The 12,581-nt window shown below is 63.1% G+C and carries 10 protein-coding genes; 3 read left to right on the plus strand and 7 right to left on the minus strand.

The genetic code is table 11. From position 1 onward, the window contains the following. Nucleotides 1-8 precede the first annotated feature (8 nt). Nucleotides 9-2,237: a TonB-dependent receptor gene (locus tag OVA07_RS17365; protein ID WP_268172941.1), complete on the minus strand. Its 2,229-nt coding sequence runs from the start codon at nucleotides 2,235-2,237 to the stop codon at nucleotides 9-11. Here OVA07_RS17365 and OVA07_RS17370 point away from each other — a divergent pair. After that, a complete protein-coding gene (locus OVA07_RS17370; protein ID WP_268172943.1) occupies nucleotides 2,221-2,403 on the plus strand; it encodes a hypothetical protein in 183 nt (60 codons plus the stop codon). The genes OVA07_RS17365 and OVA07_RS17370 overlap by 17 nt on opposite strands. A 237-nt stretch (nucleotides 2,404-2,640) precedes the next feature. Here OVA07_RS17370 and OVA07_RS17375 read toward each other — a convergent pair whose 3' ends face one another. Next, on the minus strand, nucleotides 2,641-3,306 hold the full coding sequence (locus OVA07_RS17375; RefSeq protein ID WP_268172944.1) for a GntR family transcriptional regulator: 666 nt from the start codon (nucleotides 3,304-3,306) through the stop codon (nucleotides 2,641-2,643). A 94-nt stretch (nucleotides 3,307-3,400) separates the two neighbouring features. Between OVA07_RS17375 and OVA07_RS17380 the strand changes: the two genes are divergently transcribed. Further along, complete coding sequence (locus tag OVA07_RS17380; protein ID WP_268172945.1) at nucleotides 3,401-4,933, plus strand: malonate--CoA ligase; 1,533 nt, start codon at nucleotides 3,401-3,403, stop codon at nucleotides 4,931-4,933. 67 nt (nucleotides 4,934-5,000) lie between these two features. Beyond that, nucleotides 5,001-6,221, plus strand: coding sequence for an SLC13 family permease (locus OVA07_RS17385; protein WP_268172946.1), 1,221 nt, complete (start codon nucleotides 5,001-5,003; stop codon nucleotides 6,219-6,221). Between the two features lie 9 nt (nucleotides 6,222-6,230). Here OVA07_RS17385 and OVA07_RS17390 read toward each other — a convergent pair whose 3' ends face one another. From OVA07_RS17390 to OVA07_RS17410, 5 genes are all read right to left on the minus strand, one after another. Beyond that, nucleotides 6,231-7,031: a DODA-type extradiol aromatic ring-opening family dioxygenase gene (locus tag OVA07_RS17390; RefSeq protein WP_268172947.1), complete on the minus strand. Its 801-nt coding sequence runs from the start codon at nucleotides 7,029-7,031 to the stop codon at nucleotides 6,231-6,233. Between the two features lie 143 nt (nucleotides 7,032-7,174). After that, a complete protein-coding gene (locus tag OVA07_RS17395; RefSeq protein ID WP_268172948.1) occupies nucleotides 7,175-8,611 on the minus strand; it encodes an amidase in 1,437 nt (478 codons plus the stop codon). A gap of 86 nt (nucleotides 8,612-8,697) precedes the next feature. Next, nucleotides 8,698-9,768 carry an aromatic ring-hydroxylating oxygenase subunit alpha gene (locus tag OVA07_RS17400; RefSeq protein WP_268172949.1) on the minus strand — a complete coding sequence of 357 codons (1,071 nt, stop codon included), beginning with the start codon at nucleotides 9,766-9,768 and terminating at the stop codon, nucleotides 8,698-8,700. 88 nt (nucleotides 9,769-9,856) lie between these two features. Next, nucleotides 9,857-10,723 (minus strand): amidohydrolase family protein, encoded by an 867-nt coding sequence (locus OVA07_RS17405; RefSeq protein ID WP_268172950.1) that lies wholly within the window; start codon nucleotides 10,721-10,723, stop codon nucleotides 9,857-9,859. After that, complete coding sequence (locus tag OVA07_RS17410) at nucleotides 10,723-12,453, minus strand: class I adenylate-forming enzyme family protein (RefSeq protein ID WP_268172951.1); 1,731 nt, start codon at nucleotides 12,451-12,453, stop codon at nucleotides 10,723-10,725. Before OVA07_RS17410 ends, OVA07_RS17405 begins: the two co-directional genes overlap by 1 nt. Nucleotides 12,454-12,581 lie beyond the last annotated feature (128 nt).

Raw genomic sequence — 12,581 nt, forward strand, 5'->3', positions numbered from 1 at the left:
GTTTCAGATCAGAACTTGAAGCCAGCGCGCATCCCATAAGTCAGCGGGTCGGCAAGCTGCACCGTGCCATTCGCGCCGGGCGCGATGGACGATACGGTGACGTTGTTTTCCAGGTTCTTCACAAAGGCCTGAACGTACCACTTTTCGTTGGGTTCGTTGTAGGTCAGGTTCGCGTCGGTCTTGGAAAAGCCCGGCTGGGTCAGCTGCTGTACGTTGGCAAGGCCCGCCAGCTTGTAGGCAGTGCTGATGCGCGTGCGCACCTGTGCCTGCAACGAACCGACGCTGCCCAGATCGAACGTGCGGGTATAGCCAAGGTTCACCGTCCAGCGCGGCGAACGGTCCAGCGCATAACCTTCCCAGTTCTGCACCACGGTCGCGCCCGAAACGATCAGGCTGGGCGCAAACGTGCCGTAACGCGCATCCAGCCATGCCACCGCCATGTCGAAGCGATCATTTTCGCTGGCCTGAATGTTGGCTTCCATTTCAATGCCGTCAACCTTGGCGGTCGCGGCATTGGTGGTCACCTGGCACTGGCCACCGCCCGGCGTGCAGGTTGCCACCTGGCTGACCTGCAGGTTCTTGTAGTCATAATGGAAGCCCGAAAGGTTCAGGCGAACGCTGTCACCGATCCGGGTCTTGATGCCCGCTTCATAGGACGTCAGCGTTTCCGGTTCATAATAAAGCGCGCCCAGCGTGCGGTTCTGGTTGCAGGATGCGTTTTCGGCGGTGTTGCAGCCATCGTTGAAGCCGCCCGCCTTATACCCGGTCGAAACCGTGGCATAAAGCAGCGTCGTGTCGCTGGCGTCAAAGTCCAGACCCACGCGCCACGTCGTCTTGCTGAACGAACGCGCCGCATTGTTGTTCGACTTGGTATCGGTGGGCAGGTTGCAGGCTACGGTAGAGCAGGTCACGGTGTTGCCCACGCGCGACTTGTCATCATGCGAATAGCGGATACCGGCAGTAAAGCGCAGCGCATCGGTGGCGCTATAGGTCGCCTGCGCAAACCCGGCATAGGACTTTGCCTTGGTCGGGTCCTGCGGGAAGCCGAAGACATAGCCGGTGGTGTTCGGCGTGGGGCTGAGCAGGCCGAGCAGGTAGAAGCCGATGCCCGACTTTTCCTGGAAATAATAACCGCCAACCTGCGCTTTCAGCGGACCATCGCCGTTGGTGGAAAAGCGCAGTTCGTGGCTCTGCTGCCAGTATCCGCCGTCAAACCGCGTGGCGATGGCGCGCGCGCCAAGGCTGCGGATATTGATGCCGTCTTCGTGGCGTTCAAATTCGCGGTACGAACCCAGATAGTTCACCGAAACCGGGCCAAGGTCATAGCTGAAATCAGCCATCACGCCCCAGGTGTTGTTGTTGCGGGCGGCGTCGAAGTTTGACGGTACGTTCAGCGTGCGCAGCGCACCCGAAGACTTGTCCCCGCCGATATAGGTCGGGTTGACGAAGTTGGTGGTGACGTTCGAATAGACATTGGTCAGCGGCAGGGAATTGATGTTCTGCCCGTCGATGTTCGAATAATCGCCACGGATCACCAATTCACCGCCGCCCAGATCGAACAGCGCCGACCCACGGAACGAAAGGTTGTCCTTGAACGGGCTGAGCTTGGTGGTGAAACCGGTGCCAGCGCGCAGATAGCTGTCACGACGGTCATAGTTGACCGCAGCGCGTAGCGCGATGGTCTCGCTGACCGGCACGTTCAGCACGCCGGTAGCCTGCAGCGTGTCGTAATTGCCATAGGTCAGGTCCAGCGACCCGCCAAATTCGCCCAGCTTGGGCTTGGCCGACAGCACGTTGACCACGCCGGCCGTGGTGTTGCGGCCATACAGCGTGCCCTGCGGCCCGCGCAGCACTTCAACACGGCCGATGTCGAAGAACGAAACTTCCTGCACCTGCGGACGCGCGATATACACGCCGTCCAGCATGAATGCGGCCGACGGATCGCCCTTTTCGGTGCCGTCGGTGCTGGTCACGCCGCGAATGGTGATCTGCAGCCCGTTGGCGCGGTCGATCGAAAGGTTGGGCACGGTTTCGGCCAGCGCGGTGGGGTTGGTGATGCCCTGGCTGACCAGCGCTTCACCCGACACTGCCGTCAGCGCGATCGGGGTTTTCGATGCCAGTGATTCGGTGCGGTTGGCCGTCACCACGATATCGGCAATTCCGCTGGCGGGCTGATCGTCAGCCTGCGCATTAGCCTGCGCATTCTGGGCCAGAGCTGGCGTGGCGATCAGCGCCATCACCGATGCCAAACTCATCAGGCTGGAGCTTCTGGCGAATTTCAAAGTCCTCATGCATTCCTCCCTCAAGAAAATCCTGAAGATCCATACGCAGACGGACAATCCGACAGCGTTGTCACAACAAGTCGAGGATGAAGGAAATGCCCGGCCCGCACGCCGGTTTTGATATGCCCCTCCCCCGCTCCACAACGCTCGGCCAAGCCGCCCCGCCTTTCGGCCTGTAAGCCTTAAGCGATGTATGCGTATGGATCTTCTAGGGGACGTTTTGCATACGGCATTTTTGGTGACAAGCGTAAAAAATGCACGGAAATGGATTCAACCGATGCCGTGCATTTATTGCTGCATTATTGCAACACGAGCGCATCCCGGCTTTTTGTGTGCCGCGCGCGTGTCCTGCACCACATTATCGTTCAGCAGCAAAGCGTTCCATGGCTGACGATGCGTTGAACATATGGGCGCGCATCAGCTTGGCGGCTTCTTCACCGTCGCCGCGCATTACCGCTTCCACAATCGCGCCATGTTCCGCGCGCGATCTCACCGGGCGGTTGCCTTCGCGCAATTGTGCGCGGCGGAACGCGGCCATGCGTTCACGCAACCCCTGCGCCTGCTCCACGATAAAGCCGTTGTGCGTGCCTTCATATATCGCATCGTGGAAACGCCAGTTCAGCCGGTCGTATTCGTCAATATCACCGCGCTCCACCGCGCCTTCGCTTTCCTCGTGAATGCGGCGAAGGCCACTGCGCTCCTGCGGGGTCATCCGCGTGGCCGCCAGCCGCACGCACAGCGCCTCGATCTCGGCGCTCAGTTCGAACATGCCGAACACCCGCTCTGCCGTCATTTCGGCCACGATCGCCCCGCGCCGTGGGCGCATTTCGATCAGCCCTGCCGTTGCCAGCAGGCGCAGCGCTTCACGCACCGGGGTTCGGGATGCGCCAAACCGGTCGCCCAGCTGCTGTTCGTCAAGCTGCGTGCCGGGGGCCAGCGCGCCGCTGGTGATATCGTCAGCCAGTGCCAGCCTGATCCGTTCCGAAAGCAGTAATCCGCTTCCGCCCTCTTGCCCTGTATTCATGTTTGATGCATGCCAAAGTTATCCATATCCAGAATCTTGCATACAATCAGGCGGGAAACAACCAAATCCCGCACAACACACAAACGGGTGCCCTTTGGCTGACAATGCTTCGCAAGACATCTTCTCGCTGTTTCTCGCCCGGTGTCAGGCCACGCCCGATGCCCCCTTCCTGATCGCAGCGGATGGCGCGGTGCTGACGTATGCCGCCGCGCTTGCCCGGTCGGGGCAGATCGCCAACCTGCTGCGCGCCCAGGGCGTGCAACCGGGGGACCGGGTGGCCGTCCATCTGGAAAAGTCGCAGACCACCCTGCTCACATGGCTGGCGGCGCTGCGCACTGGCGCGGTCTATCTCCCGCTCAACACTGCCTATACCATTGGCGAACTTCGCTATTTCTTGGGCGATGCCACGCCTGCGCTGGTGCTGTGCCGGGCCGAAGATGAAGCGCCCATGGCCGCGCTCTGCGCCGAACTTGGCGTGCCCGCGCTGCTGACGCTTGATGCAACTGGCACTGGCGGCACCCTTGCCAGCGGGGCCGATGCACAAGCCGAAGATTGCACACGCGCCGCAATCGCCCCGACCGATCTTGCCGCCATCCTTTACACATCGGGCACCACCGGTCGCAGCAAGGGCGCGATGCTGACCCACGCCAACCTTGCGTCCAACGCGCTGACCTTGCGCGAATACTGGCGCTTTACCGCCGATGACCGCCTGCTGCACGCCCTGCCCATCTTCCACACCCACGGGCTGTTCGTCGCCACCAACGTCACCATCGCGGCGGGCAGCGCGATGATTTTCCTGCCCAAATTCGATGCCGATCAGCTTGTCCGGCTGATGCCGCAGGCCAGTGTGCTGATGGGGGTGCCCACCTTCTACACCCGCCTGCTGGCCCATCCCGGCTTCACCCGCGATCTGGCCGCGCCGATGCGCCTGTTCATTTCCGGTTCCGCCCCGCTGTCTGCCGAAACGCACAAGGATTTCAGCGCCTTGACCGGCCATGCCATCCTTGAACGCTATGGCATGACCGAAACCAACATGAACACGTCCAACCCCTATGACGGCACGCGCAAGCCCGGCAGCGTGGGCTTCCCCCTGCCCGGTGTGTCGGTCCGCATTGCCGACCCGGAAACCGCTGCCGTGCTGCCGCAGGGCGACATCGGCGGGATCGAGGTCAAAGGGCCGAACGTGTTCTGTGGCTATTGGCAAATGCCTGAAAAAACGGCGGAAGAACATCGCGATGATGGCTTCTTCATCACCGGTGATCTCGGCTTCATCGATCCGGAAGGCTATGTCCACATCGTCGGCCGGGCCAAGGATCTGATTATTGCGGGCGGGTTCAACATCTACCCGGCAGAAGTTGAAGCCGCGCTGGATGAAATTCCCGGCATCGCGGAATCCGCCGTCATCGGCGTGCCTCATCCTGACATGGGCGAAGCCGTCGTCGCCGTGGTCAAGGCCACCGATTCCGCGCTCGATCAAGCCGCCGTCATTGCCGCGCTGGCGGATAAGCTGGCCCGCTTCAAACAGCCCCGCGCAGTGCTGTTCGTGCCCGAACTGCCGCGCAACACCATGGGCAAAGTGCAAAAGGCCCTGCTCCGCCAGGACCACGCCAACCTGTTCAAGACCTGACAAACCCACCGCTTGAGCAACCAAAACAACAATCCGGCACCACAACCCGCCGGGAGAGGGATAAGCCATGATAATCCTGTCGGTTGCGATCCTTGTCGCAATCTTTGCAGCAGCGGTGTGGTTGCCATTGAACATGGGGCTGATCGGCCTTGCCGCCGCGCTGGGCGTGGGTGCCATGGCGGGCCTTTCGGCCAAGGACGTGCTGACGGGCTTTCCCGCCGACCTGTTCCTGACCCTGTTGGGCATCACCTATCTGTTCGGCATTGCCAGCCGCAACGGCGCGATTGACTGGCTGGTCGCGCGCGCATCGCACCGGCTGGGCCATCACACCGGCTTCATTCCCGTGCTGGTCTTCACCGTTACCGCCGCGCTTACCGCGCTGGGCGCGGTTGGCCCCGCCGCCGTCGCCGTTGTCGCCCCCATTGCCCTGCGCATGGCCCGCGCCCACGGCTTTTCGGCGCTGATGATGGGGCTGATGGTGGTCCACGGCGCGCAGGCGGGTGCCTTTTCGCCCATCTCCATCTACGGCGGCATCACCAACAAGGTTCTGGCCCGCACCGGCATTGTCCCTCAACCCGAATACCTGTTCCTTGCCAGTGCAGCCTTCAACGCCACCATGGCACTGGCCATCTGGCTCTGGTATGCCCGCCATCGCGCGGCATCGGCCAGCACGGCCCATGAAATCGAAGCCCCCCAAGCCCTTACCCGCGATGGTGCGTGGACTTTGACAGGCCTTGCCGCGCTGGCTGCCGGTGCCTTGCTATTCAAGATCGACATCGGCTTCATGGCGCTCATCGTCATCATCGCGCTCGCCATGGTCGCCCCGCGCACCCAGGATGGCGCCCTGAAACAGGTGGACTGGTCCACCATCCTGCTGATTTCAGGCATCGTCATCTATGTCGGTGTGCTGGAAAAAATCGGTGCCATCGGCGCGGTCAGCGCTGCCATCGGCACGGTCGGTTCCGCCGCGCTGGCGGCCCTGCTGCTGTGCTACCTTGCAGCCACAGTGTCGGCCTTCGCCTCGTCCACCGCGCTGCTGGGGGTGATGATCCCGCTGGCCGCCCCGCTGCTGGGCGCGCCCGGCATCCCCGCCATGGGCGTCATCGCTGCACTGTGCATCGCCAATACCATCGTCGACACCTCTCCCTTCTCGACCAATGGCGCGCTGATCGTCGGCAACACCCCGGAACCGGACCGCCCCGACCTGCTCCGCAAACTGCTCATCTACAGCGCGCTGGTCGTCGCCTTCGGCCCGCTACTGGCCTGGGCGGTGTTCGTGGGGGTGTAATTTAACCCCTTACCCGAACCGGAACCCCGTAACCGCCATCGCGCCCATGAAGTCGTTCTGGTGAAAATGCACCGTACACGCATCGTCGCCGCCCGCGCCCGCCGCCACCATCAGCGGCAGCAGGTGCTCTTCGCGCGGATGGGCCATGCGCGCCGCCGGGGCCAGTGCCCATGCTTCCAGCGCGGCATTGCGGGCGGGCGCATCGGTCCCGTCCAGGTTTTGCCGCAGCCATGCATCAAACTGCGCGGCAGCAGCGGCCCCTGCCGGTCCCCATGCGCGCAGGTTGTGATACGAAAGGCCCGATCCGATCACCAGCACGCCTTCATCGCGCAAGGGCTGCAACAGCGCGCCCATGGCAATGTGCGTGGCAGGATCAAACCCGTCCAGCACCGATAGCTGCACCACCGGAATATCGGCCTGCGGGCGAATAGGCTGCATCATCGAAAAGGTGCCGTGGTCAAACCCGCGTTCACCATCCAATTCGCACGCCATGCCCCCTGCCCGCAGCAGATCGCGCACCCGCCCCGCCAGTTCCGGGCTGCCCGGCGCGGTGTAGTGGATGCGATACGTGTGTTCGGGAAAGCCGTAATAATCATACAGCATCGGCGGGGCAGGATGCGATGAAACCCGCGCCACCGGCGCCTCCCAATGCGCGGTAATTACCAGCACGACGCGCGGACGTTCGGGCAGTTCCTCCAGCACCCCTGCCAGCGACGCTTCAAGCGCGGTATAGGCCTCACGCATCGGCCCTTCCATCCACGGCCACGGCCCGCCGCCGTGGTTCAGAAAAAAGGTGGGCAATCTGCTCATTTCAGGCTCCGTGCAGGGTTCCCCCGCAGATGGGACCGCCGCTCACATACGGCAAGCCCCATCCACCCTGCACATCACCCCCGCCACCTGCCCCCGAACATGGCATCAGCGCGAAAAGGCCCACCAGGTCAGCTGCCTGACCTTCACCTGTCGTTCTTCAGGGACGGGCGCCGCCCGCTCCACGGCGCGGCCTTTTCCACCTGCCCCGCCAACCGGAACAGCAGCGCCTCTTCGCCATAGCGCCCCGTCGCCATCACGCCGATGGGCAACCCGTCTGCCGACATGCCCAGCGGCAGGGACATGCTCGGCTGCCCGGTGCCGTTGTATATGCCGGTAAAGGCCGTAAACGCCCCCACCTCGCGCCCCCAGTCCGCCATGCTGCGCCCGGTATCCAGCCCGATCCGGCCCAGCGGCAGCGGCGGTGCCGACAGCGTGGGGGAAAGGATCACGTCGTATCGCTCCATGAACTGGGCAATCGCCACGGCAGCGGCCTGATAGGCGTTGTTGCCGCGCGCATAATCCATGCCGGTATAGCTCTTGCCCATTGCGATGAAGTCCAGCGTGGTGCGCTCCACCACGTCCGGTCCCAGTTCGATGCCCAGCGCCTTGGCCCGGTCAACGCAATCCGCCGCCACCGACGATGCCATCAGCGCAAAGCTGCTGGCCCCGATGCTGGCGAAATCGATCTTCGGCGCGGCTTCCTCAACATGGTGGCCAAGGCCCTCCAGCAGCTTTGCCGCATCGCGCGTGGCGGCCAGCACTTGTGCATCCACCGGCGCGCCCGAAAAGGGGCTGAGCATCAGCGCCACCCGCAGCTTCCCCGGATCGCGGCTCACTTCGGCCAGGAAGGGCCGCTCCGGCGATGGCGCGCCATAGCGCGACCCCGGCTCCACCCCATGCGTCGCATCCAGAATGGCAGCGGAATCGCGCACCGTGCGCGTCACCGCATGGTGGACCGACATGCCGCCCCAGCCCTCGGTCCTCGCAGGCCCCATTGGCACCCGACCGCGCGATGGCTTCAGTCCGAACAGCCCGCAGGCCGATGCCGGGATGCGGATCGAACCGCCGCCATCGGTGGCGTGCGCCGCCGGGATCACGCCCGCCGCCACCGCCGCCGCCGCCCCGCCGGACGATCCGCCCGCAATACGCTCCGGGTTCCACGGATTGCGCGTCGGCCCCATCGCCACGCTTTCCGTCGTCCCGGTCAGGCCGAACTCCGGCGTCGTCGTCTTGCCGAAGATCACAAAACCCGCGCGTTCAATCCGCCGCACCAGTTCGGAGGTCACACTGGCGCGCTGGCCCTTGTAAAGCCTGCTGCCGTTTTCGGTCACTTCGCCTGCGATATAGGTGTTCAGGTCTTTCAGCAGCCAGGGCACCCCGCTGAACGGCCCTTGCGGCAGCCCCGCAGCAATCGCCCTGCGCCCATAGTCATAGTGCTTCTGCGCCATGAAGTTGAGCTTCGGGTTCAGCGCTTCGGCCCGCGCAATTGCCGCCTCCAGCAGTTCGACGGGCGCAACCTTGCGCGCCTTGACCAGCGCAGCAAGGCCAAGGGAATCGTGAGTGTCCAGCACGTCGTTCATGGTTCCCGCTTTCGTTGCACCTGAAAAACCGGCACTCGCGGCAAGCGCTATCCCACCGGCAATGGCTTCGCGCCGCGTAACGGCCATCACACGTAATACCGCGCGTAATACTTGCGGAACTGCGCGATTGGCCCATCGCCTTCGCAGATCAGCGCATTGGGTTCGAACTTCTGGCGGTCCCAGATGATCTTGTCCTGATCGAACTGCTTGCAGATATCGCGGATGATCGCCTTTGCCACGCCTGCCCGCTCACCCTCGGCCTGCGCACGCGGCTGGGTAAAACAGAAGCGCACATGCACATGGTCCAGCTCCACCGGCGTGATGCAGGCCACCAGCAGCGTTTCGGAAATCCCGGTAAAGCGTGTCCAGCTTTGCCCCGGTCCCATTGTATCATAGCTGATCTGGCCATCGACCTCGCCCCACGGCGTGCCCATCTTGGCCTTCACATCCGCACCGCGGCCCCAGTCGCCCCAGCGCAGATCGCCCAGCGGCACGTTGGCGGTGCCGTGGATATATTTGAAGTGCGCCACGTCCACGCCGTTTTCGGCCATGTTCTGGATCGATCCATAGACGTTCCATTCGTAAACGTCATAGTCGGTCCATTCGGGGTCCGTCGCTTCGGGCAGATGCTCCACTTCAAACAGCGGGGCGGCATCTTCGGGATGATACCACAGCCAGATCCAGCGGTTCGCCTCGGTCACATGCCAGGTCCGGGTGCATTTGCGCTTCACCTGCGGCGGGATCGACTTCGAATAGGGGATCTCCTTTACGATCCCCTCTTCCCCGTCATACCGCCATGCGTGGAACGGACATTCCAGCAGATTGCCATGCACTTTGCCGCCGTGGCCCATGTGCGCGCCCAGATGCCGGCAATAGGCATCGATCACGCGCACCTGCCCATCTTCCCCGCGCCACATCGCAAGGTCTTTGGAAAAATAGCGCAGCGGCTTTACCTCGCCCACCGCAAGGTCAGCGGAAAGATCGATGGCATACCAGCCGAACGGAAAGCCGATATCCAGATTGCGCTCCTGCACCGATGCACGCCCTTCAACCGGGGCCGTGCGCCAGTCGATCAGATCCTGCCCGCGCAGCTTTTCAAGGATCTGCCACACCGCCACAGGTGCGGTGCGGGCGTCGTTCGCCACTGTATCCGCCATGTTGTACTCCTGAATTGCCGTGGCGGGGGTTGTCTCCGCGCATCCGGCCATCTTGCGGTGGAGCAGACTTCCCGGCTCCCTGGGATGTCTAAAGGCCAAACACCTTCATCGCGTTGTCGCGCAGGAACTTGGGCCACACCTCGTCCTTGAACGGCACGTTTTCCATGTCCGCCATGATCCGGTCCAGGCTCAGCCCCATCGGGAAATACCCGGCATAGATCACCTTGTCCGCGCCGCGGGTATTGGCATAATCGATGATCGCCTTGGGGTAATGCTTGGGCGCGAAGGCGCTGGTCGAATAATACAGGTTCGGCCATTTCAGCATCAGCTTCACCGCCAGCGCTTCCCACGGCTCGGCCCCGTGGCGCATCACCACTTTCAATTCGGGGAAGAACCAGCACACCTCGTCCAGATGTTCCACCTTCTGGGTTTCCATCGGAATGCGTGGGCCGGGAATGCCCACGTTCAGCAGGATCGGCAGGCCCAGTTCCTCGCAAGCGGAATAGATCGGCCACATGTATTTGTGGTTGATCGCCACTTGCGGCAGCGTGCCCGAAGGAAACACGCTCACCGCCGAAAGTCCCACTTCGGCGTGGATACGCTTGATCCGGCGCACTTCCTCGGTGCCATTGTTGGGGTTCACCGGCAGGTCGAAGAAGAACCGGTCGCCATAAAGCTCTTTGGCCCGGCGCGATGTGTCGTCTTCGTTCCAGCCCACCAGCGCGCGCTGCACGTTGTGCCTGTCCATCTGCGCCACGGTCCAGGCGATGTAATCGTCCTGCTGGCCCGATTGCGGGATGTCCTTGAACATGTATTGCGCGGGCATGGCAAACTGCCCCAGCGTCTGCTTGTCCTTGATAAGCGGGCGGAACGGGGCAAACCATTCGGCGCGGTCCTCCGCATCGGGCAGGCCCAGCATGCAGTCGATGATCCCGATATCCTTGGGCATTCCCATCAATTCTCTCCCGAAAGCTGCGGCCACACCCTGCGCAGGGCGATCTTGTCGACCTTGCCCAGCCCATTGCGCGGCAGCGTTGTCTGGCTGAAAGCGACGCGCACTGGCGCCTTGTAGCGGGCAAGACGGCTTGCCACCCATTCGATCACCGTGGCTTCATCGGTGCCCGGCGCGGCCACCACCGCCGCCACCAGCTTTTCGCCCAGCCGTTCATCCGGCAGGCCGAAAGCAGCAAATTCGGTCAGCCCCGGCATTTCGCCCAGAACGCGTTCCACTTCGGCGCAATAGATGTTCTCCCCGCCCGAAATCACCATGTCCTTCTTGCGGTCGACAATGAAGACATAGCCGTCCCCATCCACGAACCCGACGTCCCCGGTGCGCAGCCAGCCATCATCGGTCAGCACCGCCGCCGTTTCCTCCGGGCGGTTCCAGTATCCGCGCATCACCTGCGCGCCACGCACCACAATCTCGCCCGCCTCTCCGCCGGTCAGGATCTGCCCGTCCGGCCCTTCGATGCGCACGTCCACCATCGGCAGCACTCGCCCCGCTGCGGCCGGGCGGCGCATGAAGTCCGGCCCCACTGCCTGCGCAATCGCGCCCGAACATTCGGTCATGCCATATCCGGTGCCGATCTGCGCATGGGGGCAAAGCGCGTGGACTTCCTCAACCAGATTGACCGGCAGGGCCTGACCGCCGCTGCCGATATTGCGCAGCGAAACAAGGCTTGCCCCATCCGTCCGCGCGCGATGAAGAATGTCCCACAGCATCGTCGGCACCGCGCTGAACATGCTGATCTGCTCAGCCGCAATCAGCCGCGCAGCCTCCTCCGCATTCCAGCGGCGCATGATGACCACTTTGCCCCCGCTGACGAACGGCGAAAGAAACCCCGCGCCAAGCCCCGAAACATGAAACAGCGGATAGACCAGCAACGATGCCGGCTGCGGCATCTGCGCAATCAGCGCTTCCGCGCTCGTGCCCATCTGCTGCGCCATGTTGGTCAGCACGACCATGCCCGACATCTGCGTGCTCATCAGCCCAGTAATGACATTGCGGTGCGAAAGGACCGCACCTTTCACCCGCCCGGTCGTGCCCGATGTGAACAGGATGGCGCAGGGATCATCGGGCGCGGCATGGCGTCCATCCGGCGCGGCATCAGCCGCCCGACGCGCCAGTTCGCCTGTGTCCAACGGCTTTTTCAGATCGAGCACACGGCCGGTATAGCCTGCATCGCGCATCGCCTCGGCACGCTCGCCATCGGCAAGCACCACCGCAGGATCAACATCTTCAAGCATCGCCAGCAATTCCGGCCCAGACCCCCGGCTGTTGACCAGCGCGGCAACCCCACCCGCCTTCATCACGGCCAGAAATGCCACCAGCCATTCCGCGCTGTTGCGCATGGCAATCGCCACCCGGTCGCCGCGCGTAATGCGCAGCATGGGCACAAGCTGATCGCGCCAGCCGAACAACTGGTCATAATTCAGGCGGCGCTCTGCCCCGTCGTCGCTGAAATCCACCACACAGGTGCGATCCCCAAACCGGCGCGCGGATTCGATCAGCAGGTTCAGGTCGGTCGGCGCGGCCACGAACTGGCGCATCCCGTCGCGCTGCCCGATCTCGAACGGCGACCCCGGCCCGGCAACGCGCGCCAGAACGGGATCAGCCAGAACCGGATCGTTCAGCAGATCAGCCTCGCTTGCGCTGCGATGGCCTTCGCGCACCGTGTCGGACATCGCACTCCCAAACCTTTTATCGCTTTGCCTGAATCGCCTTCTATCTCGTTCTTTGCGTATTTCAAGCGCCATTTAATTGCGCATATCACATTTCAGCGATTCTTAGGGGCTGCGCCCGCGCAAATCTG

The organism is Novosphingobium sp. SL115, from assembly GCF_026672515.1.
Classification (GTDB): domain Bacteria; phylum Pseudomonadota; class Alphaproteobacteria; order Sphingomonadales; family Sphingomonadaceae; genus Novosphingobium.

What these genes read in the sequence shown, in the direction of transcription:
- OVA07_RS17365 (WP_268172941.1), bottom strand. Translation starts at nt 2,237, where the DNA reads ATGGCGCTGATCGCCACGCCAGCTCTGGCCCAGAATGCGCAGGCTAAT.
- OVA07_RS17390 (WP_268172947.1), bottom strand. Translation starts at nt 7,031, where the DNA reads ATGAGCAGATTGCCCACCTTTTTTCTGAACCACGGCGGCGGGCCGTGG.
- OVA07_RS17410 (WP_268172951.1), bottom strand. Translation starts at nt 12,453, where the DNA reads ATGTCCGACACGGTGCGCGAAGGCCATCGCAGCGCAAGCGAGGCTGAT.
- OVA07_RS17375 (WP_268172944.1), bottom strand. Translation starts at nt 3,306, where the DNA reads ATGAATACAGGGCAAGAGGGCGGAAGCGGATTACTGCTTTCGGAACGG.
- OVA07_RS17400 (WP_268172949.1), bottom strand. Translation starts at nt 9,768, where the DNA reads ATGGCGGATACAGTGGCGAACGACGCCCGCACCGCACCTGTGGCGGTG.
- OVA07_RS17385 (WP_268172946.1), top strand. Translation starts at nt 5,001, where the DNA reads ATGATAATCCTGTCGGTTGCGATCCTTGTCGCAATCTTTGCAGCAGCG.
- OVA07_RS17405 (WP_268172950.1), bottom strand. Translation starts at nt 10,723, where the DNA reads ATGGGAATGCCCAAGGATATCGGGATCATCGACTGCATGCTGGGCCTG.
- OVA07_RS17395 (WP_268172948.1), bottom strand. Translation starts at nt 8,611, where the DNA reads ATGAACGACGTGCTGGACACTCACGATTCCCTTGGCCTTGCTGCGCTG.